Here is a 25539-nt window from a genome sequence, read left to right as displayed (position 1 = left end):
AATTGCGGGATTCTTTTTATATAATAGTTTACTGAAAATATTAAAAATGACAACAGCACAACTTGTTTCAGAAATTAAAAAAAAGCAATCATTTCTTTGTATTGGTTTAGATGTTGATTTAAACAAAATTCCCGAACATTTATTAAAAGAAGAAGATCCGATATTCGCTTTTAATAAAGCAATTATCGATGCCACTCATCATTTATGTGTTGCCTATAAACCCAATACCGCTTTTTATGAGGCATATGGTATAAAGGGATGGAAAGCTTTAGAGAAAACTATTATATACTTAAACAAAAATTATCCTGAAATTTTTACGATAGCAGATGCAAAACGCGGAGATATAGGTAATACAAGTACAATGTATGCCAAAGCTTTTTTTGAAGATTTAGCTTTCGATTCTGTTACTGTGGCTCCATATATGGGAAAAGACTCTGTAGAGCCTTTTTTAGAATTTAAAAATAAGCATACTATACTTTTGGCTTTAACGTCAAACCAAGGAGCTTTCGATTTTCAAACAAAACAAGTAGGGGAGAATGAGTTATATAAAGAGGTTTTAAAGGTATCTAAAACCTACAAAAATTCTGAGAGCTTAATGTATGTTGTTGGAGCTACTAAAGCCGAATATTTAGCTGAAATAAGAGAGATTATTCCAGATAGTTTCTTATTAGTTCCAGGTGTTGGTGCTCAAGGAGGAAATTTACAAGAGGTTTGTAAATTTGGACTTAACAGCCAAATAGGTTTATTAATAAATTCATCACGCGGTATTATTTATGCATCAAGGGGAGAGTATTTCGCAGAAGAAGCAGCACTAAAGGCGGAGGCTATACAAAAAGAGATGAGCGCATTTGTTTAATAGTTATGAAACCATTTTTTCATCTTTATTATTAATTAAAGTATTCTGTAGTTGCACTAATTTTATTGGTTTTACTAAATAGTTACTTACCTGATTACTCTTTTTTGCTCTGCGTTTATCATTATCATCAATAGAGGAGGTTACAATGTGTATGGTTGGCTGATAGCTCTTTTTTTTGTTTAATTTTTTTATTAAATCTAGAAATTGCCAACCATTAACACATGGCATATTTAAATCTAATAAAATAGTTTTAGGAAGTATTTGGGGAGTTTCAATATTCTCTTTTATAAAATTAAATGCTGATTTTCCATTTTCAAATAATAATATTGCAGAATCTTTAATATTTAATTTAATTAGTAAGCGCTGTGTAATTTTTCTAAAGAGTAAATTATCGTCTATTATTGCGATTTTATGCATGAGTAATCTAGTTTAATGGTAATAATGTTGCCAATAGTTTTTTGTGGTAATATTTTAATTTTTCCGCATAGTTTTTTTATGTATAAATTTAGGAAGTGCAAGCTGTAATTTTGGTTTTTATCTTTAGATTGGTTTTTAATTTTTTTTATTATTAAAAATTTAGAATTGTCTGTGTAAATTATATTAAAAAAGTTGTCTTTGCGCGATGTGGTAATATTTATATTTAGGTCAATCTCATTTAATTTATTCATAAACGAATTAATAAATAAGTTAACGAATAAGTTTTTCACAAACACTTCAGGTAATTTTAGGTTAGAGTTTAAATTGTAGCTAATTATAGTATTTTTTGGCCTTAAATAATCTAACTCGGACGTAATCTTTTTTAAGTTTTTAGAAAACTTAAGTTTTTTGATTTTATCTGTGCCTAAATTTTTTATGAACTCATGATAATTTGTCAATAAATTTAACCCATAGTTTAAGTTATTTACATTTGTTAAGTACATAGTTTCAAGATTATTGAATTTAACTGAATTGTCTTGTTCAAATTCTTTGTAAAAATTATAAAGTTCTTTTAAAGCTATTATAGGTTCTCTTAAATTATGAGATGTTAATGAAGCAAAATCATTTAAATAATTATTTTTTTCACCTAACTCATTGTTTACTAGTTTTAGTTGAGTGTTTGTTTTTAGTAAAGCTTTTGATTTATCTGATATTTCTTTAAAAAAATCTATAAAGCGCGATGAGTAAAGAAAAATGCTCATTAGTATTGTTAGATTTAAAAACAAGAAAATTATAAAAATTCCAACGTTAGGTAAAATTAGATTGAAATATATAGCAATAGAAACACTTAATATAATGATAATTGGAAGTATAAAAAAGTATGGAAAATAGTTGTAAGGATGAGTTTTTTTTAACGGTAAAATTTGAAATTCGTAGTTTTTTATATTTTCAATTAATGCAATTTCAAATAATGAAATTGAATTAATAAAAAATAATATAGATGTATTCCAACTTAAACTGTTAAAACCTATTACTTTAGTTACAGATTCTTTGTCTAACAAATAGTAAAAAATAGCAAAGGAAGATAGTAAATATAATAAGCAATTAGCAATAATAAAATATACATCTTTTTTTATGGACCAAATAAAAAACACACTAGCATAAGCCAGTATAAACATTAAAATTGTAGCCTGAGAAGATAAAGCAAAAACGCCGTTAGTGTTTAATTGTAGAATATAAGCAATAAGCTGGAATATTTGGATAAAAAAGCCTAATACTAAAACATACTTAATAAATTTTTTTTTTATTAAAAAAGGAAGAACAAGTAAAATAAAACTAATGCTGGTGGCCACCTTCATAGTGGCGTTTGGATTTATATTATAACCGGTAAAAAAATTATTAATATGCTGCGTAAACCAAGCGTACATGTTTACAGCTGCCATTAAAATTGTAAAAACGGCTGTAAGTTTATATGCAAATAATGCACGGTGCCGTAAATTATGTTTTTCTGAATATGCCATAAGTTTATCGGTATAGGTTAACAAATTACTAAATATAGTAATTTTCTTTCAACATAAAATGTTTTTAACCTACATAAATATAATAAACCTATAGGAATTATAATATGAAAACAATTATACTTGATTTGAGAATTATTAAATTAAACCAATTGGTTTAAGTCTTGTTTATAATCTACTTTGCTAACATCATCAACAAAATTCTCAATCATATTCTCTAATTCCTTTAAACTTAAAAGTTTGTTTAAATTGGGCTTAATTTTACCTACTTTGCAAAAATGTTTATTCATGATATCGTTCTTTATATTAAATTACGATAAAAGTGTAGATTTGGATGTTTTTACAAGTTATTTCTAAGGGAAAAAATAAGATAACTTTAAGCAATCGATTGTTTATTATTAAGTTCTCCAGACAAAAAAATTAGCCTATTAATTTTATACGACATCTTAATAGCTCTAAATTCGAAAAAATCGCTTAGAGCGGAATCACTTTGTTTATAATTATAGGAATGTTCAACAAGTTGTTGGTGTCTGCGCTTAAGTTTTTTAAGTTTAAGTTGTATTAATTCAATTCTATTCATTAGTTTGTTGGTTTTTAATGAGTTAAATGTACGATTTTTTAGTTTAATAAAAAAATGTACTTAAAAACCAACTTTTAATAAACGAGAAATTAATCCTGTAATGCAAAAACACGTTTTAGTAAATCGGTAGTTCTAGACGATACATTATTACGTATTTCTTTTTCCTCAATAGCAATCATTTTATACACACCATTTAAAGCTTCTCCTGTAACGTAATCTGTTAAATCTGGGTTTACATTATTTGTAAAAGGTATATTATTATATTTTGTAATTAGGTTTGCCCAAATTTGATCGGCACCAACCTTTGCAAACGAATTATTAATTACAGGTTGAAATTTGTTGTAAAGTGAGGTTTGCGTTTTTGTAGTTAAATATTGAGTTGCCGCATCATCGTTACCCAATAAAATGTTTTTGGCATCGGCGAAAGTTATTCCTTTTACTGCATCTACAAAAATAGGTGTTGCTTCTTTTACAGCGTCTTCTGCAGCACGATTTAATACTTTTAAACCTTCGTCGGCTAAATTACTTAATCCAATATCTCTTAATGCCTTATCAACTTTTTGCAGTTCTTCAGGTAATGTGATTTTTACTAATTCATTTTTAAAAAAACCATCGGTTTGGGTTAATTTGGTAACTTGTTTATCAATACCTAAATTTAAAGCTTGTATTAGTCCTGATGCAATTTGGTCATTTCCTAAACTAGTAGTTTCTTGTGGAAGTTGGTTAACAACTTGCTGTAATTCAGCACATGCGGTTAAGTTTAATACCAGAAAAGCTAATAAAATTTTACGAATCATAGAAGTGATGTTTAATTTTCTAAGTGCAAAGTTAATATTTATATACTATTTTAGCATAGTATTTGTTATTAATAAAGTTAAAGTTAATATCATGAATTTAATGGCATCCAAATATTTTGTTTTTTTCTTCTTTTTCAGTTTACATAGTGTTTTTGGTCAAGTTAAGGTATCTCAAATTATTAATGAGTCTCAGCTAGCAAAAAGCACAGAAAATGCTTTATACTTTGTTGATTTTTGGGCTACTTGGTGTAATCCTTGTATTCACGTGTCCAAATATTTAGAAACTTTACAAAGCCAATATCCCAATAATTTTTATGTTTTATCTCTTTCTCAAGAAAGTCCAGAAGTTGTAACAAAATTTTTAAATAAGCATAATCTTAAATTGGCGGTTGGAATTGATTTTGATGGCGAAACTTTTAAGAAGTATAATATTTATAGCTTGCCACAAGGTGTTTTGTTTAATTCAAATGGTATAAAACTATGGGAAGGACACCCAGCAGATTTTAAAAAACAACATCTTGAAGATTTTTTAAAAAAAAATAAAAGTGTAACGAATGTGCATTCATTTTTTAAAACGGAGGCTTATGCTGTTGCGCCAAGTAATTTAGCAGCATTAGATCTTGATGATTTTGAATGTCATGTTATTGAAAATTTCAGTGATTTTGAAACTATACAAATTATCGAAAATGATTCTTATATTGAATTAAGTGGGAGCTTGCAGAAAATATTGTCATACGTCTATGGTGTTTATTATAAACAAGTAAATGTTAGTGAGAATGATAATAAAAGCTACAAAATGCGGTTTACAAGAGGAAGTAGGGCTAGTAAAAATATGAAGCGTACTATTTTTAAAGCTTTAAAGTTAAGTGCAAAGCAAGAAGAGTTAAAAGGAGATGTTCTTACCATTGTTTTTAATAATGCTAATTTTTGGGATACCTCTCAGTTTAATTGGGAAGGTAATAATCAGAAATTTTTAATAGGTGATACAGAAATTCAAGCTGATAACGTTTCATTTAACGATATGCTTTATAAAGTATCTAATCTTATTGAAAAACCTATCCTAGTAAATGATAAATACGAAGACGACACCTTACACGACTGGCAAATCCATTATAAATATTATGAATTAATGGTAAGTAATTTTCAAGATTATGGTGTTCAAGTTTCAAATAAAAACATGAATTATCCAGTATATAGTATAACAAAAAAAGCACCCTAAAAAAGGGTGCTTTTTCTCTCTTTAAATTGAGTTATTCTTAGTTATTTAAAACTCTAAACTCGGTTCTTCTGTTCTTTTGGTGATCAGATTCTGAACAATCTACACCATTTGAACAACGGTTTACTAAACGAGTTTCTCCATAACCTTTAGCAGTTAAACGATTTCTTGAAATTCCTTTAGATACTAAATAGTTTACTACAGAGTTAGCACGTTGTTGCGATAAAGACATGTTAAAATCATCGTTACCTCTAGAATCTGTATGAGACATTAACTCAATGTTTACAGGCTTACTATTTAATAGTGGTAATAAAGTGTCATCAATAATCTTTTTAGAGGCAGGTGTAATTCTTGCACTACCTAATTCGTAAAAAATTGGTAAGACGTTAGCACTTAATAATCCACAATCAACTTCTTCCCAAGTAGTAATGCCGCCTTTTTTAGCTAAAACCGTTTTAGTTACAGTTTGCGTTCTAGAAGGAATAGTTACACTTTTTGTAGTTGCAGGAGTATCTAATACTTGTTTTTTAATAGTTGCATATTCCGCAGGAATAGCAATTTCATCCATTCTAGCCGGTGTTTTAATAACTCTTTTCTTATAAGTTGCACTTGCTTCTGATACAGGAATGCTTTTCGTACTAGCATCGCTAGCTAAAGTTGTAAAGCTAACATCTTTTGATTGTGAAGGGTACTCAACGAAACATGCTACAACACAATCTTCCTTATTTGGTGAATCACAGGCCGTTTCTTTGTATTCCCATCCTGAAGTTGCCGGATATACTTCAAAAGTTCTAGAATCTGAACCAAAAGAAGCAGGAATAACTTCTAAATTATTTCTTCCTTCTTTTTTAATGTAAGGAACCTCAATAGTTTCATAAGTCGCAGGTACATAAACAAACTTTTTAGTTGCTTCTTTTACTAAAACACGTTCTTCAACTGTTTTGTAAGTTGCTGGTACAACAGTTAATTTAGTGTAAGCAGGATACACTTCAATGGTTTCTTCAACATCTTTAAATTCGTCTTTTGTGATACATTTTACGTAACACTTTCCTGGGTCTGGATTAGCAGGTAAATTTTGAGAGTTAGCAAACCCAACACCTAATAATAACATTAGCCCAACTGATAATTGTTTTTTCATTTTTTTAAATTTAGTTAATGGAAATTTATTCTTCGATTTTTAAGACACAGAAAAAAATAAATAGTCACTAAATTTATGAAAAGACAATTCAAAGCCTGTTAACAAAGCTTTAACACAGTAAGCTAAATTTGTTGGTTATGTGAAAATAATTGTTTTGTTATTAAATACCATAACTTTGCGGTTGGCATGTAATTTTACAGCGTTAGCTAAAACAATTTTTTCTAGATCTCGTCCTTTAGCTATCAAATCCTGTATGGCATGGGCGTGTGTAACTCGGGTTACATCTTGTTCTATTATTGGGCCAGCATCGAGTTCTTCGGTAACATAATGGCTGGTAGCACCAATAATTTTTACACCACGTTTGTAAGCCGAATGGTAAGGCTTAGCTCCTACAAATGCTGGTAAAAAAGAATGATGAATATTAATAATTTTATTCTTATAAACATCTATTAGTTTATTCGATACAATTTGCATATAGCGAGCTAATACAATAAAATCGATGTTATGAGATTTTAAAAGTTCTAATTGCTTTTCTTCAGCGTTAGTTTTTGTTTCCTTGGTTACAGGTATGTGATAAAATGGAATTTTAAAATTATCAGCAATATGCTTTAAATCATTATGATTACTTATAATAAAGGGGATTTCTAAATTTAATTCACCCGAATTATATCTTGCTAATAAATCATATAAACAATGATCGTATTTTGAAACAAAAAGAGCCATTTTGGGCTTAGCTTCCGATGAATAAATACGCCATTTCATTGTAAATTTATCTGCCAACGATGTTTTAAAATCAGTTTTAAAATTATTGGTATTGAAGTTATCAGAAACAAACTCACTTTCTAGTCGCATAAAAAAGATGTTTTGTTCTCTATCAACATATTGATCTATATAAACAATGTTACCGTTATTTTTAACAATAAAATTAGTTACCGAAGCAATAATATTTGGTTGGTCGTGGCAATGTATTAATATGGTTATTTTGTTCATTTATTCTTTGTTTAATGCATTCAAAATTAATTTAAATAGTATTAAAATTGTTAATTTTTTTATTTTTTATGATTTATACATAAATAGTAAAAAAAAATTGCATCTTTTTTACAAAATAATCGTCTATTAAATGAACAATAAAATTAATTATTATGAAAAATAGAGAAAATTGCGCTTGTAATTGCGAACCATGTAGTAAAGGAAAATGTAACGATTGCCAATGTGAGAATTGTAATTGTAAAAATTGCAATTGTTAATTAATTATCAGCTTAAATTTTTTGAAATTTAAGCTGATTTATATAAATTAAGACATGACAACAAAGAAAATTTGGGAAACATACTCACAAGACATTAAACGTTTTATAAAAGATAAAGTAAAACAAAACGATATTGCAGATGATTTACTGCAAGACACCTTTATAAAAGTACATACAAAAATACATACCTTAAAAGATGATAGTAAACTTAAAGCATGGTTGTTTTCTGTAGCTCGATATACTGTTTTAGATTATTTTAAAACCAGTAAACTTAAAGTTAATACAAATGAAATTGAAGCGGAAGTAGAAACAGAAATTTATAAGCATTCTGAAAAAGATTGCTTACGAGGCATATTAGTTAATTTACCAAAAAAATATAGAAACCCTATTTTTTTATCAGATATAATGGGTTTGAAACAACGTGAGGTAGCAGAGCGTTTAAAATTACCATTATCTACTGTAAAATCTCAAATACAACGTGGAAGAACTAAAATAGCTGAAGGTTTTATGGATTGCTGTGGTTATAAATTAAATGAAGAAGGGCATTTGGTTGGCGAACTTAAAGAAAAAGAAGATTGCAAAATTTGCCACTAAAGAGTCATCATCCAGTTGCGCTGTAATTTTTTAAACTTTTTTAATTCACTTCTTAAAATAGGTAAAAAATCTTTTCCGTTACTATTTGAACGTTCTAGTCTGTATGAATTTTTATAAATTCTGTTGGTTAAACGTTTTAAAGAAGCAATGTGCTTACGTTTTTTAAGTGAACAACGTTCCAATTGGGCATTAGCAATTTCTGGAGCTAAAGAATTAGATTGCTGAACGATATCCCCAGAAAAATAAATATTATTGTCTTCCGTCCCATCAGGGTTCAAAGCACATAAATCGTCATTTAAATAAAAAGAAATGTTTTGTGAAAGCGCAAAAATCTCTTGCGCTTTAATGTAAATCGGTAACTCCGATAGGTTTAATGGGGTATTAGTGGACATTTGTTTGTTTTCTTAGCAATTACATCAAAATTACTCACAACTAACTAGAATCTTCTTTAGGTTTTAAAGTAAAATTGTATATTTGGTTTAAAATTTAATTTTTTACTAAAAAAAATCTTTTAAATGAAGTTAGATGTTCTTAATTCTAAGATTTTGAAGTGTTTACAGGAAAATGCACGTTTGTCTAATGCCGAAATAGGTAGGCGAGTAGGAATAAGTTCGCCCGCGGTTTCCGAGCGAATAAAAAAAATGGAAGATTTAGGAATTATTGAAGGTTATAAGGCAATTGTTTCTCCTTACGAAATAGGTTATCAATTAAAAGCTATAATAACACTTCGTGCCTTTATGGGTAAATTAAAGCCTTTCTTGGAAAAGGTAAAAACCTACGACGAGGTGATAAATTGCTACCGAATTACAGGCGATGAAAATATTGTTATGGAAGTAGTTTTAAAGAACAATAAACATTTGGAAAGCTTTATAGACCAATTGATAACATATGGAGAATCGAAAACTCAAATTGTATTGTCGCGAGTGATTAAGCAGAAAGAGGTTGCTCCTTTAAAATAATAAATTTTCTTTTTAAAAATTTAATTTTAAGTTTACAATTACCCCAGTTAGGTATTTATACTTTCTATATGTTTTGCTATTAATTTTGCATGAATTCTAGAATTTTCAATAAACCATTTATGGGTTTCTTCACCACCACAAATTACGCCAGCTAAATACAATCCTTTTATGTTAGATTCCATAGTTTCTGGATTGTAGTTAGGTATTCTTTTCTCTTCAGAAAGTGTTACACCATTAGTTTTTAATAAATTAAAGTCTGGCAAATAACCGGTTAAAGCAATTACATAATCGTTATTTAAAGTAAGGCGTTTTTCTGGCGTTTTAATGGTTACTGTATTTTCTTTTATTTCAGTGAGTTCAGAATTAAAGTAAGTGGTAATACTGCCTTCTTTTATGCGGTTTAAAATATCTGGTCGCACCCAATATTTAACACGTTCACCTATGGTTTCTCCACGAACTACCATAGTTACATTACCGCCTTTTCTATAAATTTCTAAAGCGGCATCAACAGCTGAATTACTTGCACCTACAACTACAACATTTTGTAAAGCGTAGTTGTGAGCTTCTTTGTAATAATGTGTAACTTTAGGTAAATCTTCACCAGGAATATTTAATAGTTTAGGAATATCATAAAAGCCAGTTGATATAATTACCCGTTTACTTATGTAATTTGCTTTATCGGTTGTTACGGTAAATTCATTATCGTTTTTATTAATAGTTTTAACGGTTTCATATAAATTAATATTTAATTTATTTGATGTTACAACACGGCGGTAATACTCTAAAGCTTCATCTCTGTTAGGCTTTGGATTATTGCTTATAAATGGAATATCATCAATTTCTAATTTTTCTGAAGTAGAAAAGAAGGTCATATTTTTAGGGTAATTAAATAAAGAGTTTGTTAATGTTCCTTTTTCAATTATTAAATAGCTCCAGCCTCTTTTTTTACACTCTAAAGCACAAGCAATTCCAATTGGTCCTCCGCCAACAATTATGATATCTTTTTTATTTTCCAAGCTTTTCTTTTATTATCAGTTTTTAATTTTTCATTTAGGCTAAATAATATAATGGCACAAATGGCTGCAATAGCCGTAATAATATACCAAGTTGTATTATAACCAACGGTTCCTGCAAGTTGTAACCCTGCATTATGCCCAAAAATATGAGCCACAGAAAACGAGATGGAATATAAAGCCATGTATTCACCTTGATTACCTTTTTTCGCACGATCTACAGCAAATGCGTTAGAAAAAGGAAAGGCTATCATTTCGCCAAATGTCATTAATAACATACCTATAATTAAAACTCCAGACCAAGTTGTTAAGTTTAAAATTAATAAACTTAAACCTGTTAAAATAGCGCCAAAAAACATAAGACTAAGTTTGCTGTATTTTGAGTTTTCTAGCCACTTAATTAAAGGCATTTCAAATACAAAAATAAGAAATCCGTTAAGACCTAAAATTATTCCAATTTCAAATTCACTTAAAACATGTACATCTTTGTAATATATGGTTATGGTTGAAAAATATTGAAGAAATACAATACCAAATAACATCATAGCTACTAAAAATATAAGAAATGCTTTATCGGAATAAGCCGAAACTGGATTTTCTGTTTTAACTTCATCTAAAATCTTTGCTTTTTTAGGATGTAATACATTTATTAATACTAAGGTTGCAGCTATACACGTAATACCATCTACCCAAAAAAGTCCGCCATAACCTAATCCTGTAATTATTAAGCCTCCAAGGGCAGGACCTGCCGAAAAACCTAAATTTATAGCTAATCGAATTAAAGTTAACGAACGTATTTTGTTTTCTGGTTTACTGTAAGCATTTAATGCCACAAACATAGCTGGCCTAAACGTATCGGCTACGAGCATTACAACAAAAATACCGAAACAAATAGACGCAAAAGTGTTTAAAAATTGGAGGACAATAAATAAAATACCAGTGCTTAATAAACTTCGCACCATAACTTTGTAATAGCCTAAAGTATCGGTTAATTTACCACCTAACCAAGAGCCCGCAACCGAACCTAAACCAAAGGCGCTCATTACCCACCCAACATCGGCAACCGTAAAATTTAAATCTTCTTTTAAGTATAACGACAAAAATGGAATAACCATGGTACCAGCTCTATTTATTAAAGTAATAAAAGCAAGCCACCAGATTTCTCTAGATAAGCCTTTAAAAGTATTTATGTAGTTGTTAAATAGATTTTTCATGATTAAAATTTGATATTCTATTTTTTTATTAATAAAAAAAGCCCGACTTAAATAAAGTCGGGCTTATATATTTGTAAATGCGTTAATGCATTATTTCAAAACATAAAAAACCCAACCTCTTTGCTTAACCGAGGTGAATAATTTTTTACAAGTTGAAATATATAAACGCATAATATTTTTTGTTTGCTTCCTCAAAACTAGTTAAAAAAGTTTTAAGTTGTATTTTTGAAATGAAAAAATTTAATATGAAACCAATAATTATATTGTTTACAGCGCTAATTTGTTTAAGCGGATGTGCTCAAAAAAAGCGATTTTTAAAGGGAGAAACCGATTTTCAAAAGGAATTGAATGCAGAATATAAAGATGCTTCTACTTCTCCATTAAAAAAGAATGATAGAAAAGCGTTTGAAGGTTTAGATTTTTTTAAAGTAGACTCTGTTTATGTTGTAAATGCAAAATTAGAGCGCACTCCAGATAGCAAATGGTTTAATATGAAAACAACAACAAATAGGTTGACTAAAGAACGTATTTATGGGGTTTTACATTTTGAATTAAAAGGAAAGCCATATAAACTAAATGTTTACCAAGGTTTAGAATTAATGCAGCGAGAAGGTTTTGAAGATTATTTGTTTTTACCCTTTTTAGATGAAACTAACGGAAGCACAAGTTACGGAGGCGGGCGTTACATTGATTTAAGAATTCCGGAAGATGATAATATAATTATTGACTTTAACCAAGCTTACAATCCTTACTGCGCATATAATGAAAAGTATTCTTGCCCCATTGTGCCTCGCGTAAATTATTTACGAACTAAAATTGAAGCAGGGGTGAAGGCATTTAATAAACATTAGATTACTTAGTATAAAACCAAACTTTCGATTGAAACGGGTCGAAAACCACCTTTTTGCTATCCATTAAAAAGGAAGCACCTAGTTGTGCAGCAGGAATTTTCCAAGTACCAATACCTCCGCAGGTTTGAGCTTCAGGTGGTGTTTGTTTTAAAAATATATTTACATCGTTGGTTAAAAATATAGGCGAACCATCAATCGAAGTAATCGAGAATTTTACACCTTTAGGCAATTTATAGGCTTTAACAGCTTCACTATAATAACCAACGCAAGTGCTTAACGTTATATTTGCTGAAGGGTTTTCAACTAAATAAATGCCTGCATCAATTAAAGCATTAAAAAAGGCCCGATTAATATTTATGGAGTGGCGGTATTTGGCATCGTCATAACCCGAATCTATTTGAGCAGTGGCACTAATAGTACCAATTTTTACTGGAATGGTTGGGATGTTCGCTGTACAATCGTTATTTAATTTAGTATAATCGTTTGAATAATAACCAACACTAGATGCAGCCTTAAAATCTTTACTAATTAATGTTTCGTTCATGCAGAAATTGAATGCAGCCGATTTGTAAATGGCATTATTTTCGTAATCCAACATATAAATATTGGTAGTTAAAAAGTCGGTTCCAATAATGCCAGCTTGTTTAAAATTAGTTAATCCTGCAATGTTTTTATGGTTTTGATGATATAAACTTACTGATCCCCAATTACCAAGAAAATTAAAGTTGTTGTATTTGTTGGAGCTATTAACAATAGGCTTGCCGTTAATAAAGTTATTGGTATCAATGGTGCTAGATGTGGTTCCGAAATCAACTAAAAAATAACCTTCAATGTTTCCAACAGAAACTTTAGCATAAGGTGTTGCTTGCCCTAATTTTAAAGGGAATTTTTCGCCAAAGCATAAATCGTTTTGTGCACAAGCTACTGTAATTGTAAATAAAAAACCGAGTATAATTTTAAAACATTTCATTTGAAAACACAGGAATTAATTTTGGTTTTAAAATTACTTTTAATTTTTGGAAGACATAAAAAAAACCGCAATTTATTGCGGTTTTTTAATTTAGAAATCTATTGTAAAATTATGCTTTTTTTACAGGTTTAACCGGACAACCAATGGCTTTCGTAAAGTTTGTTTCTGGCTTTTCACCTTTTAATAATGCATCAATAGCATCTTCAACATATTTTGTTTTAACATCACTTGCCGATCTTGCATTGTCATCAATGGTGCCAATGTATTGCACTTTTCTTTCTGCATCTAATAAAAATACGTGAGGCGTTCTAACGGCACCGTATTTAGGGAAAACTTCTTGATTTTCATCAGCTAAATACACAAAAGAAAATGCTTTTTCTTTAGCTCTAGTTTGCATAGCTTCAAAACTTTCTTTGTCGCTGTTGGCATTAACATTTGGGTTTATAGCTACAACCGAAAATCCTTGTGGAGCATATTTTTTGTGTAATTCTTCTAATCGGTCTTCGTACATTTTTGCAAACGGACATTCGTTACATGTAAACACAACAATGTAACCTTTAGCGTTTTCAATACTTGATAACGAAAACAGGTTGCCATCAACATTTTTAAGTTTAAAATCGGTTGCAGTTTCACCTATTTTATAGCCTCCAATTTCTTCCAAGGTTTTTGTTTGTTCAGGACTGTGGTTTCCTCCTGGAGGCGGTCCTTTTCTGTCGCCATGATGTTTAGGTGGATGCTCGCCTTTTGGTGGATGATCTCCCTTTGGGCCTTTGTGTTCCTGTTTTACAACTTCTTTTTCTTTAGATTCAGATTTGTTTTTGCATGAAGTCAATACTCCTAAAGTAAAAATTAGAGCTATTGTTAATACATTAAATTTTTTCATAAGTAGTTAAAATTATAATTAAAAGTTATTTTGAATTTCGTTATTTAAATCTTCTACATTTTCAAAAGAACGCTCGTAAAACATACGTTTATTGTTTATTGAAATAATAGTAAACGGTATTGCGCCAGACCAATTAGGATCTATTTTATTAATCCACGAATTAGCATCAGGATCGTCTAACATAATCACTTTGGCTGTAATATTTTTTTCTTTTAAAAAAGGTTTAAGTTCCTTTTCAATAGTTTCAGGAAAATCTAGACTAACCAATAAAAGTTCAACGTTTGGATGTTTTTGAGCATATTCCTGTAAATAAGGTAATTCCTTTACACAGGGCGCACACCACATAGCCCAAAAGTTAACAATTTTGGTTTTGTTTGAAGTACTGTATAATAATGGTTCAATAGTATTGAAATTATATACAGTTATTTCTTGGTTATTATTTATTGAAGTGTTTTTATTCTTTTTATTGCCACAAGCAGCTAGTAAAAAGAACAAAGAAAAACAGCTTAATAAAAGACTTTTTCTCATTAAAAAATAGCTTTATTAAGCTGTTAGACTTGTTGTGAAAGTATAGGTTTAATGCTTTAACAAAGTTTTAAGCATTTTTTTGTTTATTAATTTCGTCTTGTAATTGTCTGCGTACTTTTTGTTCGCGCTCTAAAGCTACTTTGCGGTGTTGTTCGAACTCTTCTTCGGTTTCTGCTAAGGCTTTTTTAGCACTTTTTGTTATCGCATTACTATTTTTAAATTTATAAATGAAAAGTAATAATAGCGCTAATAATGCTGCAATTATAATCCACATTAAGCTATTATAACCCGTTTTACTCATCTGAATACCGAAAAGAGACATGCTGTCTTTTTCGGCATTTGTTGCATCTAAAGAGCTTTGAGTGTTATTTAAATTAGATTTTAACGTAGAAATTTCTTTGGCTTGTGTATCTACGACAGCTTTGGTGTCGACTAAATTCTTTTTTATGGTATTTAAAGTGTCTTTAGTATTTTCTCTTAAAGCGTTTATCATACTTAACTTTACAGCTTCGTAAGGTTGACCATTAGTCCCTTTAAAATTACCGGATTTTCTTAATAGATATTCGAATTGATCATCTATGGTGCCCGTATTTATAGATTGAGTTTCATCTTCATTAGTTTGAGCAAACGAAAATGTTGTAAAAAGGCAAATTAATAGTATCCAGAAGTTAGATTTAATAGTGTTCATTTATTGTTAAATGTAAATAGTTATGTTAGGTCACTAATTTATAAAATTAAGTTTAAATAAAAAGCCTCAAATTAATGAGGCTATATTATATACGGTAAAAATATAAATTTAGATGCTATTAATAGTAGGTATAACGCCTAACTTTAGCAACATATTTTGCTAAACGAATAACTTGATGGCTGTAACCATATTCATTATCATACCAAATATAAAGTATTATGTTTTTCCCATCTTTGCGAACAATTGTTGATTTGCTGTCGTAAATGGATGGAGCAGAGCTTCCTATAATATCGCTAGATACTAACTCGTCGCTTAATTCGTATTTTATTTGCTCAACCAAATCGCCTTCTAAAGCATATTTTTTAAGAATTGTGTTTACACCATCGAGAGAGGTTTTATTTTTTAATTCTAAATTTAAAATGGCTAATGATCCATTTGGAACAGGAACTCGAATGGCATTCGATGTTAATTTGCCTTCTAAACTAGGTAAAGCCTTGGCAACAGCGCTACCAGCTCCAGTTTCTGTTATAACCATATTTAATCCTGCGGCTCTTCCTCTTCGGTATTTTTTATGAAAATTATCGACCAAATTTTGGTCGTTGGTATAAGCATGAATGGTTTCTAGATGTCCGCTTTTTACACCAAAAGAATCTTCAACAGCCTTTAAAACAGGTGTAATGGCGTTTGTAGTACATGATGCCGCAGAGAATATGTTTAACTCGTCTGGATTATAGCTCTTGTGATTTACGCCATAAACAATATTTGGAATGCCTTTACCTGGAGCTGTTAAAATAACTTTGTCTACACCTTTTGCTTTTAGGTGTTTACTCAAGGCAGCATCGTCTCGAAAAGCTCCTGTATTGTCAATAACCAGAGCATTATTTATATTAAATTTGGTATAATCGATACTTTCTGGAGCATTTGCAGAAATAATTTTAACAGTTGTTCCATTAATTATTAAAGCTTGATTTTCTACATCGATGTTAACCGTTCCTAAAAAGTCGCCATGTACGGAGTCGTTACGAAGTAAAGAAGCGCGTTTTTCAAGAATTTGTTCATTTATATCTCCACGAGTTACAATAGCTCGAAGCCGTAATTGGTTTCCTTTACCTGTGCGTACCATGAGTTCTCGTGCTACCAATCTTCCAATTCGTCCAAAGCCGTATAAAACAACGTTTTTTGGGGTAATGGAGCCATTTTTGCTGGCATCTTTTAATTTAGAAGCAACAAAAGCCGTGGCATTGCTATATGCATTTTCTTCTAAATGATATTCGAAGGTAAGTTTGCCTATATCAAGCTTAGCAGGAGGTAAGTTTAATGTTTTTATGGCTTGAGCAATTTCAACAGAATCGAAAACAGAAATAGGTTTCTGCACAAATTTACCAGCGTAATCATGTAAATTTAAAATTTGGCTTACGTTTCTATCAATTAATTGGTTTCTAAAAATGACTAATTCAATAGACTTGTCGTACCAAAGATCGTTTACTATTTTAATAAATTCTACGGTGGCTTTTCTTCGGTCTGCTTGAAAGGCTAATTCCTTTTCATAAGTTTTATTAAAACTCATAGTATATAGTTTAGTTTAAAGTTTTATGAAGTAAAAATACCATATTTCAAACGTTTTCGTAAGCTGTTTAACGAAAAAAATAACCCTTCAAAAGATTATCTTATTTTGAAGGGTTGTTAGATTGAAAAGACTTTATAATTTACAAATTATCTAAAATTATAACGTTCTTTTTCGCCATTGGAATTTATAAGTTCAATTCGTAACGGTTCGTATTGTGTTTTGTTTTTTATCGCGTTTTTAACATCATCGATATTATTAATTTCAATATCGTTAATTGCAGTAATAATACAGCCTTCTGTTACACCGTTCTTTTTCCAGTAAGATTCGTATTGAGCGTCTAAATCGGTAATTTTTACACCGTTTGATGCGTTTAGTTTTTTCAATTCTTGTTTTTTCGCATTTTTTACCATGCCTACAAGTGGCATTGTAAAGGTTTCGTTTCTGGTTAGTGTAACAGGAATTGTTTTAATATTACCATCTCTAAAAATTTTAAGAGATACATTATCGCCGGCACGTTTAGCACCAATATGTCCAGTTAAATCGGCAAACTTCGATACTTTAATATTATCTATTTCTTTAATAATATCGCCTTCTTCAATGCCCGCTTTTTCGGCTCCAGAATCTTCAACTACACTCGCTACATAAATGCCTTCGGTATCATTTATTCCTAAATCGTCGGCGAATTTACTGTTTAAAGCACCTCCGCTAATACCTAAAATACCGTTTTGCACATTACCGTATTCCATTAGATCTTCAATAACACGACGCGCGATGTTACTTGGTACAGCAAACGAATAACCAACATAAGATCCTGTTTGCGATGATATAGCTGTATTAATACCTACCAATTCACCGTTGGTGTTTACAAGTGCGCCACCAGAGTTTCCTGGATTTACAGCAGCATCGGTTTGAATAAACGATTGTAAAAACGTTCCTGTTGGGTCTAAATTTCTGGCTTTGGCACTTATTATTCCGGCTGTTACGGTCGATGTTAAATTAAACGGATTTCCAACAGCCAATACCCATTCACCAATTTTAGCTGTGTCAGAATCTGCAAAAGTTACATAAGGTAAATCTTCGTCAGCTTCAATTTTTAAAAGCGCAATGTCGGTTTTAGGGTCTGTACCTACAATTTCTGCATCATAGGTTTTGTTGTTATTTAAGGTAACGGTAAGCTTGTCAGAATTATTAATAACATGGTTGTTTGTTATAATGTAACCATCGGCATTAATAATAACGCCAGAACCTGTTCCTTCTTGAGCACGTTGCGGACTTCTTCCTAAAAATAAATCTTGAAAACTCATTTGCCCAGTACTTATGGTAATGTTTTTTACGTGAACCACAGCATTTACAGTGTTTTCGGCAGCAACGGTAAAATCTACTTTATCTTCGGCACTATATATTGTGTTAAGGTTTGTAGTTGGTAAAAATGATGGATTACTTTCGGTAGTAGCTAAAACTACAGGTTTATCTTTTTCTAAAAATAATTTGTAAGCACCTAGGGTAAAAATACCTCCTAGAGCAGATACTAAAACAAGTGTTAAAACCTTTTTCATAATTTAATTGTATTTTACTTAAAGTTGTTTATTATTAAAAACACCCGCATATAATTACGAATGCCTTATATTTTTTGTTAATAACGATTAAAATTAATTATTTATTGAATCGTATTTTCCCTTTTAACGCTTTTTAACGTCGTTTTTAACGCCTTTTAACAGTAATAAAAACGGTTTTATATTTATATATTTGTGATTCATTATGGCGCAAACTTTTTACAAATATCAGGGGACAGGAAACGATTTTGTGATGATTGATAATCGTTCGCAAATATTCGATAAAAATAATACCAAACAGGTTGCTTTTTTGTGCGACCGACGATTTGGTATTGGAGCAGATGGATTAATTTTGCTTGAAAATCATCCAGAGTTAGATTTTAAAATGGTGTATTTCAATGCCGATGGTAACGAAAGTACCATGTGTGGCAATGGCGGGCGTTGTTTAGTAGCGTTTGCAAAACACCTTGGGGTTATTAAAGATAAAGCGGTTTTTGAAGCTATTGATGGCTTACACCATGCTACTATTAAAAATGATATTGTGAGCTTACAAATGCTAGATGTTGATGTGGTTGAAAACCATAAATCGCATGTGTTTTTAAATACAGGCTCTCCACATCATGTGCAGTTTGAAGATGCTATTGAAGCCTTCGATATTAAAACATTAGGTGCTAAAATTAGATACAGCGCTCCTTACAACCAAGCGGGTAGTAATGTGAATTTTGTTAAAAAAATATCCGATTCTAATTTTAGATTAAGAACTTACGAACGCGGGGTAGAAGACGAAACTTTATCTTGCGGAACAGGAGCAACAGCAGTGGCGATTGGAATGCATTATATTGGTGAAACCGAGAAGAATTTAATTGATTTAAATGTTGAAGGCGGAAAACTACAAGTATCTTTCGATGTTGAAAACGGTGCATATAAAAACGTGTGGTTAATTGGGCCAGCCAAATTTGTGTTTAAAGGCAGCATATGATTACCCTAAAAGGAGAACATATTTTCTTACGAGCTCTAGAACCAGAAGACCTAGAGTTTATACACGATATTGAAAACGATGAAACTATTTGGGAAATAAGTAACACCCAAACCCCATATTCTAAATATTTAATAAAGCAATATTTAGATCATGCACATAAAGATATTTTTGAAGTAAAACAGTTGCGTTTAGTCATATCAAATTACAACAAAGAAACTTTAGGTTTGATAGATGTCTTCGATTTCGATTTTAAAAACGTGCGTGCTGGTGTTGGTATTTTAATTAAAGATGAAAATAATAGAGATAAAGGCGTAGGAAGCGAAGCGTTAAAATTACTTACAAATTACTGTTTTACGCATTTAGGCTTGCATCAGCTATATTGTAATATTAGTGAAGATAATGAAGCCAGTATTAAACTATTTACCAAACAAGGATTTAAAAAAGTTGGACTTAAAAAAGATTGGACAAAAATTAACGGTTCCTATAAAAACGAATATTTATTTCAGTTAATAAAAAAGTAAATGTACATTAAAAAAATTTTGATTGCTATTGCTTTAATTGGTTTAGTAGCAGCGGCATATTTTGCAAATATGGTTTACAAAGCCATGATAAAACCAAATACAGCTTTTAATAATGAAACAGCTTATATTTACATACCAACACATGCAAAATATAGTGAAGTAAGAAGTCAGTTAGAACCTTTGCTGGCAGATATTGAATCGTTTGATGTTATTGCTGAACAAAAAAAATACATATCAAATATTAAAGCAGGACGTTTCGAAATAAAAAAAGGAATGAATAATAATGATATTATAAATTCTATTAGAAGCCGAAATTTACCAATAAAAGTAGCATTTAACAATCAAGAAACTTTAGAAAAATTGGCAGGACGTATTTCAACCCAAATTGAAGCCGATAGTTTGTCTTTACTAAACGCTATGAAAGATCAAGCCTTTTTAAGAGAAAATAATTTTAATGAAGCTACAGCTTTAGGCATGTATTTGCCGAATACCTATGAGTTTTTTTGGAATACTTCAGCTGAAAAATTTAGAGACCGAATGCTAACCGAATATAAACGGTTCTGGACAGAAAGTCGATTAAAAAAAGCAAACGCCTTAGGGTTAAACCCAAATCAAGTTATTGCTTTGGCTTCTATTGTTTACGAAGAATCTAAACAACCTACCGAACAACCTCGTGTTGCTGGTGTGTATTTAAATAGATTGCGCATTGGTATGCCTTTGCAAGCAGACCCAACTTTAAAATTTGCCGCTTACCAATTGCCACAATATAAAAACACGGTGATTAAGCGTGTATTAAACGTGCATAAGGAGATTGATTCGCCGTATAACACTTATAAAAACTTAGGATTACCACCAGGGTTAATTGCTATGCCAGATATTTCGGCAATTGATGCTGTTTTAAATTACGAAAAACATAAATATTTATATTTTGCGGCCGATGCCAAACGACTTGGGTTTCATAAGTTTGCTAAATCTTTAGCTCAACATAATGTAAATGCACGAGAATACCACCGTTATTTATCTTCACAAGGCATTCTTAAATAGTGTATTGCAATGCTAGAAAATATGGGGTCATATTTGTTTTATTGCCGTTTTTGGTTTGTTCTCAATCTAAAGTCGATACGTTTTTTACCGTAAGCGATACTTTAAATAAATCGAGACGAAACACCGTTTTAATTTCTGAAGCTGTTGTTTCTACCGCAACAATCGTTGGGTTAAGCACACTTTGGTATGCCGATTATGAGCAGTCTAAATTTCATACAACAAACGATAATAATGAGTGGTTGCAACTCGATAAAATGGGGCACGCCTTTACAGCTTACCAAATGGGAAAACATGGCGCACAATTATTAAATTGGAGTGGTGTTAATAAAAACGAGCAGCTTATTTATGGAGCCACTTTGGGTTTTACATTTTTGTCTGCAGTTGAGGTTTTAGATGGCTTTTCGCAAGAATGGGGATTTTCTTGGGGCGATATTTTGGCTAATGCCGCAGGAACAGGATTGTATGTTGGCCAAGAATTACTATGGAAAGAGCAACGTATTCACTTAAAATATTCATTTCACCATACTTATTTTGCGAACCAAAATCCAAATAAGCTTGGGCAAACGTATATAGAGCAATTTTTAAAAGATTATAACGGGCAAACGTATTGGTTAAGTTTTAATTTACATTCGTTTTTTAAAGATAGTAATTTGCCAAAGTGGTTAAATTTGGCAGTAGGTTATGGGGGAAAAGGGATGATAAATGGAGTGGAGAATGCGAGTTTTTTAGGAGATAGATATCGACAATTTTTTATAAGTTTCGATTTAAATTTAGATGTAATAAATACTAATTCAAAATGGTTAAATACACTTTTCGAGGTTTTTAATATGATAAAAATCCCGTTTCCAACTTTAGAATTTTCAAAAAAAAGAGGTGTATTTTATCTATTCTACTATTGAAAATGGTTTTTAATCGATAAATTTTGCTAATACAGTAAAAACTACTACCTTTGCACGCTCAAATTTAAAAATGTGCTAAAAATAACAATTTGCACTTTTGTAAAATTTAGAAGTTATGGTAAGAAATATTGGAATTTACATTACAATAACGCTTACAGTTTGTGTGCTTATTAATGTGGGGTTTCAAACTAAAGAAACTCCTAATTTAGGTGATTACTCAACAAAAGAGTTAAGCTTAAATTATACTGTAGAAGATAATATCGATTTATTATCTTTAGCTACAACAGAACAAGAAGACTATGAATTTTCTCCATATTTGGGTAAGTCGTTTGTAGGTTTTAAAGAAGCTCTTGCATTTAAAGAGTCTGGTGGAAATTATTTTTCAGTTAATACCTTTGGGTATTTAGGTAAATATCAATTTGGTGCAGGAACACTGAAACTTATAGGTATTAACAATCCTAATGAATTTTTAAATAACCCTAAGTTGCAGGAAAAAGCATTTATTGCTAATGTAGCTCGTAATAAATGGATTTTACGTCGAGATATAAGAAACTTTGTGGGACGACGTATTAATGGCATCGTAATTACTGAATCTGGAATTTTGGCTGCAGCTCATTTAGCAGGTCCAGGAAGTGTGAAAAAATATTTGCGTAGTTACGGATTGGATAATTTTGCTGATGGTTATGGCACTACTGTACATAATTATATGAAGCGTTTTTCTGGTTACGATACCTCTTTTGTAAAGGCCAACAAAAAGGCAAAAGCAATATAGAAAATAAGTTAGTTAGTTTTTATGGATGATGAATATGGTAGGTCTTTTATGAAGATTTACCATATTTTTTTTCCAAGACTTTGCGGTATTGGTTTTTATAAATTCGGTAGGAAGGGTAATATCGCAGGCTACACACACATTGGTGTTAGTATCGAGAAAGTTTGCTAAATCTTCTAGCATTTTATTGTTTCTGTAAGGTGTTTCAATAAATAATTGCGATTGATTGTGTTCAAAAGATAAGCGCTCTAAACGTTTAATTTCGTTTTTCCGTTCATCTTTATCTATTGGTAAATATCCGTTAAAGGCAAAACTTTGTCCATTCATTCCAGACCCCATCATCGCCATTAAAATTGAAGATGGTCCAACAAGAGGAATAACTTTAATGTTTTTTTGATGTGCAATTTTTACAATATCGGCACCAGGATCGGCTACACCTGGGCAACCAGCATCAGATAACAAGCCTACAATTTTACCTTCTAAGCAAGGAGTTAAGAAATTAGGGAGCTCGCTTAAGTCTGTTCGTTTGTTTAATTCGAACAATTTTAGTGAAGGTTGTGGTTTTTCAGGACATATTTTTTTTATAAATCTTCGAGCAGCTTTGCTGTTTTCAACTATAAAAAAATCGGTTTTTTCTATTATGTTTTTTACGGTAATTGGTAATACATCTAACGGATTGTTATCTCCTAATGTATTTGGTATTAAGTATAATTGCCCTTTTACCGTCATATTATTCTGTTAATTTAGTGGCTATAATTGTGCAGGCTTCATCAAGCATATTGTACACGGTTTCAAAGCCATTGTCGCCACCATAGTACGGGTCTGGAACATTGCAATTTTCGTTAGGATATACTTCATTTAAAATCATGGAAACCTTAGCAATATCTTCATCGTTTCGGGCTAGTTTTACCACATTTTTAAAATTAGAATCGTCCATAACGTAAATCAAATCAAAGGTATCAAAATCGGAAACCTTAAATTGGCGTCCACGTAAATTTGAAATATCCAACCCGTTAAGTTTTGCAATTGCTACAGAACGTCTATCAGGAGCATTACCAATATGGTAATTAGATGTTCCTGCGGAATCTACAGTAAAATTTTCTGGTAATTTGGTTCTTAAAATACCTTCGGCAAGCGGAGAACGACAAATGTTGCCCAAGCAAACCATAAGAATTTTAGTCATTGTAATACAAATTTAAATAGATAATTTTTTTGTGATATCTTCAACGTATTTTCTAAATTGTTTATCGGTGGAAGAAAGGTTATCAACCGTTTTGCAAGCGTGTAAAACCGTAGCATGATCTCTTTTCCCTATTTGGGAACCTATACTCGCTAACGACGCTTTTGTGAATTTTTTAGCAAAAAACATAGCTAATTGTCTGGCTTGAACAATATGACGTTTACGGGTTTTCGATTGTAAAGTTTCAATATCCATTTGGAAATAATCTGAAACTACTTTCTGTATATAATCAATCGAAACTTCGCGTTTTGTATTTTTAACAAACTTTTCTACTATAACTCGGGCTAAATCTAAAGTCACTTCTTTTTTATTGAACGAAGATTGTGCAATTAATGAAATAATAGCACCCTCAAGTTCACGAACGTTACTTTTTATGTTTTTAGCAATATAATCTACAATATCGTCTGGCATTATTACACCATCTCTATATAGTTTATTTTTTAATATTGACACACGAGTTTCAAAATCTGGATTTTGTAATTCTGCGGATAGGCCCCATTTAAAACGAGATAATAAACGTTGTTCAATATCTTGCATGTCTACTGGAGCTTTATCACTAGTTAAAACTACTTGTTTACCGTTTTGGTGTAAGTGATTAAAAATATGGAAAAACACATCTTGTGTACCGCTTTTACCTGATAAAAATTGTACATCATCAATTATTAAAACATCAATTATTTGGTAAAAATGAATAAAGTCATTTCTATTATTCTTTTTTACTGCTTCGATATATTGTTGAGTAAATTTTTCTGCTGAAATATAAAGAACAGTTTTCTCTGGATATTTATCTTTAATATCAACTCCAATCGCATGTGCTAAATGAGTTTTTCCTAAGCCAACGTGCCCGAAAATTAGTAATGGATTAAAAGAAGTGCCTCCAGGTTTTGAGGCTACGGCTAAACCAGCACTTCTTGCCAAGCGGTTAGAATCTCCTTCTAAAAAGTTTTCAAAACTGTAATTAGGATTAAGTTGTGATTCAATTTTAACATTTCGAATACCTGGTATAATAAAAGGGTTTTTTAATTCTCTACTTTTATTATTTAAAGGTATGTCTACATCTTGCGATTTAACTGCAGTTCTATGAGAACTGGGTATTTTTTCGGTAAATGGTTGTTTGTTGCCATAAGTGTTTTCCATTTTAATAATGTACACGAGTTTGGCTGTTTCACCTAATTCTTTAGTAAGTGCTACTTTTAGAATTTTTACATAGTGCTCTTCAAGCCATTCGTAAAAAAATTTACTTGGAACTTGAATACTCAAGGCGTTGTCTGTGAGTTTAACTGCGACTATGGGCTCAAACCATGTTTTGTATGCTTGGGGCTGAATATTATCTTTTATAAATAGAAGACAATTATTCCACACCGATTTCGCAGTTTTACTCATTTTTTTTGAATTTCTTTAGGTTTTTTGTTAGATAAGAATGTTTGAAATTAAATTTCAATACCCCCTTTTATAGTGAGGCAAATATGTGAACAAAATTCTAAAAAAAAAAATGAATA

Annotated in this window: 29 protein-coding genes; 10 read left to right on the top strand and 19 right to left on the bottom strand. The window is 30.8% G+C overall.

From position 1 onward, the window contains the following. Window positions 1-46: 46 nt before the first annotated feature. Complete coding sequence (gene pyrF, locus PW52_RS07655) at window positions 47-856, top strand: orotidine-5'-phosphate decarboxylase (RefSeq protein ID WP_044632355.1); 810 nt, start codon at window positions 47-49, stop codon at window positions 854-856. Window positions 857-859: 3 nt separating this feature from the next. On the opposite strand, the gene PW52_RS07650 is transcribed toward pyrF, so the two are convergent. The 5 genes from PW52_RS07650 to PW52_RS07635 all read right to left on the bottom strand — a co-directional run bounded on the left by PW52_RS07650 (window position 860) and on the right by PW52_RS07635 (window position 4167). Further along, window positions 860-1273 carry a response regulator gene (locus PW52_RS07650; RefSeq protein WP_044632354.1) on the bottom strand — a complete coding sequence of 138 codons (414 nt, stop codon included), beginning with the start codon at window positions 1271-1273 and terminating at the stop codon, window positions 860-862. Further along, complete coding sequence (locus tag PW52_RS07645) at window positions 1255-2793, bottom strand: hypothetical protein (protein ID WP_131453986.1); 1539 nt, start codon at window positions 2791-2793, stop codon at window positions 1255-1257. Before PW52_RS07645 ends, PW52_RS07650 begins: the two co-directional genes overlap by 19 nt. A gap of 140 nt (window positions 2794-2933) precedes the next feature. Further along, entirely contained in the window at window positions 2934-3080 is a 147-nt protein-coding gene (locus tag PW52_RS17530) for a hypothetical protein (RefSeq protein WP_165586767.1), read from the bottom strand. Window positions 3081-3166: 86 nt separating this feature from the next. Next, window positions 3167-3370 (bottom strand): Lacal_2735 family protein, encoded by a 204-nt coding sequence (locus PW52_RS07640; RefSeq protein ID WP_044632352.1) that lies wholly within the window; start codon window positions 3368-3370, stop codon window positions 3167-3169. Between the two features lie 89 nt (window positions 3371-3459). Continuing rightward, complete coding sequence (locus PW52_RS07635; RefSeq protein ID WP_044632351.1) at window positions 3460-4167, bottom strand: DUF4197 domain-containing protein; 708 nt, start codon at window positions 4165-4167, stop codon at window positions 3460-3462. Window positions 4168-4258: 91 nt separating this feature from the next. Between PW52_RS07635 and PW52_RS07630 the strand changes: the two genes are divergently transcribed. Continuing rightward, the gene (locus PW52_RS07630) at window positions 4259-5386 is read left to right on the top strand and encodes a TlpA family protein disulfide reductase (RefSeq protein ID WP_044632350.1); all 1128 of its coding nucleotides are present in this window, start codon (window positions 4259-4261) and stop codon (window positions 5384-5386) included. A 37-nt stretch (window positions 5387-5423) separates the two neighbouring features. Here PW52_RS07630 and PW52_RS07625 read toward each other — a convergent pair whose 3' ends face one another. Both PW52_RS07625 and purU read right to left on the bottom strand, forming a co-directional pair. After that, entirely contained in the window at window positions 5424-6521 is a 1098-nt protein-coding gene (locus PW52_RS07625; RefSeq protein WP_044632349.1) for an OmpA family protein, read from the bottom strand. 135 nt (window positions 6522-6656) lie between these two features. Next, window positions 6657-7511 carry a formyltetrahydrofolate deformylase gene (purU, locus tag PW52_RS07620; protein WP_044632348.1) on the bottom strand — a complete coding sequence of 285 codons (855 nt, stop codon included), beginning with the start codon at window positions 7509-7511 and terminating at the stop codon, window positions 6657-6659. A gap of 311 nt (window positions 7512-7822) precedes the next feature. On the opposite strand from purU, the gene PW52_RS07615 reads away from it, so the two are divergent. Next, a complete protein-coding gene (locus tag PW52_RS07615) occupies window positions 7823-8362 on the top strand; it encodes a sigma-70 family RNA polymerase sigma factor (protein WP_044632347.1) in 540 nt (179 codons plus the stop codon). On the opposite strand, the gene PW52_RS07610 is transcribed toward PW52_RS07615, so the two are convergent. Continuing rightward, window positions 8359-8754 (bottom strand): hypothetical protein, encoded by a 396-nt coding sequence (locus tag PW52_RS07610; protein ID WP_044632346.1) that lies wholly within the window; start codon window positions 8752-8754, stop codon window positions 8359-8361. The two genes, PW52_RS07615 and PW52_RS07610, sit on opposite strands and share 4 nt — an antisense overlap. A 123-nt stretch (window positions 8755-8877) precedes the next feature. Here PW52_RS07610 and PW52_RS07605 point away from each other — a divergent pair, with 123 nt between their 5' ends. Further along, window positions 8878-9321, top strand: a complete 444-nt coding sequence (locus PW52_RS07605; protein ID WP_044632345.1) for an Lrp/AsnC family transcriptional regulator — start codon at window positions 8878-8880, stop codon at window positions 9319-9321. Between the two features lie 47 nt (window positions 9322-9368). Here the strand turns inward: PW52_RS07605 and PW52_RS07600 are convergent, their stop codons facing one another. Both PW52_RS07600 and PW52_RS07595 read right to left on the bottom strand, forming a co-directional pair. After that, entirely contained in the window at window positions 9369-10337 is a 969-nt protein-coding gene (locus PW52_RS07600) for a YpdA family putative bacillithiol disulfide reductase (RefSeq protein WP_044632344.1), read from the bottom strand. After that, complete coding sequence (locus PW52_RS07595; protein WP_044632343.1) at window positions 10313-11548, bottom strand: MFS transporter; 1236 nt, start codon at window positions 11546-11548, stop codon at window positions 10313-10315. Before PW52_RS07595 ends, PW52_RS07600 begins: the two co-directional genes overlap by 25 nt. Window positions 11549-11793: 245 nt before the next feature. Here PW52_RS07595 and PW52_RS07590 point away from each other — a divergent pair, with 245 nt between their 5' ends. Continuing rightward, window positions 11794-12399 carry a DUF1684 domain-containing protein gene (locus PW52_RS07590; protein WP_044632694.1) on the top strand — a complete coding sequence of 202 codons (606 nt, stop codon included), beginning with the start codon at window positions 11794-11796 and terminating at the stop codon, window positions 12397-12399. Between the two features lies 1 nt (window position 12400). Here PW52_RS07590 and PW52_RS07585 read toward each other — a convergent pair whose 3' ends face one another. From PW52_RS07585 to PW52_RS07560, 6 genes are all read right to left on the bottom strand, one after another. Continuing rightward, window positions 12401-13369 (bottom strand): hypothetical protein, encoded by a 969-nt coding sequence (locus tag PW52_RS07585; RefSeq protein WP_044632342.1) that lies wholly within the window; start codon window positions 13367-13369, stop codon window positions 12401-12403. Window positions 13370-13478: 109 nt separating this feature from the next. Beyond that, window positions 13479-14252 (bottom strand): thioredoxin family protein, encoded by a 774-nt coding sequence (locus tag PW52_RS07580; protein WP_052823422.1) that lies wholly within the window; start codon window positions 14250-14252, stop codon window positions 13479-13481. Between the two features lie 18 nt (window positions 14253-14270). Then, the gene (locus tag PW52_RS07575) at window positions 14271-14780 is read right to left on the bottom strand and encodes a TlpA disulfide reductase family protein (RefSeq protein ID WP_044632341.1); all 510 of its coding nucleotides are present in this window, start codon (window positions 14778-14780) and stop codon (window positions 14271-14273) included. 67 nt (window positions 14781-14847) lie between these two features. Beyond that, window positions 14848-15468: a hypothetical protein gene (locus tag PW52_RS07570; RefSeq protein ID WP_044632340.1), complete on the bottom strand. Its 621-nt coding sequence runs from the start codon at window positions 15466-15468 to the stop codon at window positions 14848-14850. Between the two features lie 118 nt (window positions 15469-15586). Further along, entirely contained in the window at window positions 15587-17035 is a 1449-nt protein-coding gene (locus PW52_RS07565) for a glyceraldehyde-3-phosphate dehydrogenase (RefSeq protein ID WP_044632339.1), read from the bottom strand. 146 nt (window positions 17036-17181) lie between these two features. Beyond that, entirely contained in the window at window positions 17182-18591 is a 1410-nt protein-coding gene (locus tag PW52_RS07560; protein ID WP_044632338.1) for a trypsin-like peptidase domain-containing protein, read from the bottom strand. A 202-nt stretch (window positions 18592-18793) separates the two neighbouring features. On the opposite strand from PW52_RS07560, the gene dapF reads away from it, so the two are divergent. The 5 genes from dapF (at window position 18794) to PW52_RS07535 (ending at window position 22803) form a co-directional block, all read left to right on the top strand. Next, window positions 18794-19567, top strand: a complete 774-nt coding sequence (gene dapF / locus PW52_RS07555) for a diaminopimelate epimerase (protein WP_044632337.1) — start codon at window positions 18794-18796, stop codon at window positions 19565-19567. Continuing rightward, a complete protein-coding gene (locus tag PW52_RS07550; RefSeq protein WP_044632336.1) occupies window positions 19564-20088 on the top strand; it encodes a GNAT family N-acetyltransferase in 525 nt (174 codons plus the stop codon). Before dapF ends, PW52_RS07550 begins: the two co-directional genes overlap by 4 nt. Further along, complete coding sequence (mltG, locus tag PW52_RS07545; protein WP_044632335.1) at window positions 20089-21132, top strand: endolytic transglycosylase MltG; 1044 nt, start codon at window positions 20089-20091, stop codon at window positions 21130-21132. It abuts the gene before it with no gap. A gap of 50 nt (window positions 21133-21182) precedes the next feature. Further along, window positions 21183-22031 (top strand): DUF2279 domain-containing protein, encoded by an 849-nt coding sequence (locus PW52_RS07540; RefSeq protein WP_240475163.1) that lies wholly within the window; start codon window positions 21183-21185, stop codon window positions 22029-22031. Window positions 22032-22146: 115 nt separating this feature from the next. Beyond that, entirely contained in the window at window positions 22147-22803 is a 657-nt protein-coding gene (locus PW52_RS07535) for a peptidoglycan-binding protein LysM (RefSeq protein WP_044632334.1), read from the top strand. A 12-nt stretch (window positions 22804-22815) separates the two neighbouring features. On the opposite strand, the gene PW52_RS07530 is transcribed toward PW52_RS07535, so the two are convergent. From PW52_RS07530 to dnaA, 3 genes are read right to left on the bottom strand one after another with little or no spacing between them, the layout of a single operon-like run. Further along, the gene (locus tag PW52_RS07530; protein WP_044632333.1) at window positions 22816-23529 is read right to left on the bottom strand and encodes an SAM-dependent methyltransferase; all 714 of its coding nucleotides are present in this window, start codon (window positions 23527-23529) and stop codon (window positions 22816-22818) included. A 1-nt stretch (window position 23530) separates the two neighbouring features. Beyond that, a complete protein-coding gene (locus PW52_RS07525) occupies window positions 23531-23983 on the bottom strand; it encodes a low molecular weight protein-tyrosine-phosphatase (protein WP_240475162.1) in 453 nt (150 codons plus the stop codon). A 12-nt stretch (window positions 23984-23995) separates the two neighbouring features. Continuing rightward, window positions 23996-25423 carry a chromosomal replication initiator protein DnaA gene (dnaA, locus tag PW52_RS07520; RefSeq protein WP_044632332.1) on the bottom strand — a complete coding sequence of 476 codons (1428 nt, stop codon included), beginning with the start codon at window positions 25421-25423 and terminating at the stop codon, window positions 23996-23998. Window positions 25424-25539: the final 116 nt, after the last annotated feature.

Origin of the sequence: Neotamlana sedimentorum, assembly GCF_000943565.1 — a bacterium.
GTDB lineage: Bacteria > Bacteroidota > Bacteroidia > Flavobacteriales > Flavobacteriaceae > Neotamlana > Neotamlana sedimentorum.
This window is presented reverse-complemented; position numbering and strand designations above follow the sequence as displayed.